Origin of the sequence: Thalassotalea sp. G20_0 (assembly GCF_017744175.1) — a bacterium.
Lineage (GTDB): Bacteria > Pseudomonadota > Gammaproteobacteria > Pseudomonadales > Endozoicomonadaceae > Endozoicomonas.
In genome coordinates this window covers 1-790 of the sequence record NZ_JAGHQV010000323.1, presented here as the reverse complement: position 1 = coordinate 790, position 790 = coordinate 1, and the positions used below count along the sequence as shown (strand labels likewise).

Here is a 790-nt window from a genome sequence, read left to right as displayed (position 1 = left end):
TTTCTGCAGAGTGTTAACCGTTTGGTCAAGCGGGGCTTACGCTCGGAGTACGTCCGCCGGGAAGATAATCAGCAGTTTATGAAGGGCAAGCTGTTGGTTGCTCAGCATCTCAAACATAATCTGGTTAATAAACACCGGTTTTATGTGGAGTATGACGAATATTTGCAGGATCGTCCGGTCAATCGTCTATTGCATTCTGCATTAGTGAAAGTCGCTGGTTATGCTCAGACGAATGCCAGTCAGAAGCTTTGCCGAGAGCTGAGTTTTGCCTTTGACGCGGTGCCGCTGAGTAAGAATATTCAGCAGGATTTTACCGCCATGAAGGTGACACGGGGCATGGAGTATTACCAGACTCCATTAGCTTGGGCTCGTTTGATTTTGGAAGGTTTTTCTCCGCTATCGATGCATGGTGAAAGTCACGCGGCGTCTTTGCTGTTTCCGATGGAGGCGGTTTTTGAGGCCTATGTTGCCAGTATTTTGCGTCGTCAGCTTACCAGCCCTTATCGACTGAAAGAGCAGGCCAGCTCTGTGAGTCTGGTTCAGTACGGAAGCAGCCATTGGTTTCGGTTGAAACCTGATCTTTTGATTATGAATGGCAAGCAAATCGTGCAAGTACTGGATACCAAGTGGAAGTTGCTCGATAGCCAACTTGACAATGGCAGGGATAAACTCAATCTGTCGCAAGCTGATTTCTATCAGATGTTTGCCTACGGTCATAAATACTGTGGTGGCCGGGGTGATATGATCCTGATTTACCCAAAGACTGAGCACTTCCTACAACCGATAGAGA

1 protein-coding gene is annotated in these 790 nt (G+C 47.5%); it reads left to right on the top strand.

The genetic code is table 11. The features are described from left to right. Nucleotides 1-21: 21 nt before the first annotated feature. Nucleotides 22-790: McrC family protein (locus J7438_RS26300; protein ID WP_286196964.1), on the top strand; the 769-nt coding region annotated here is incomplete at its 3' end.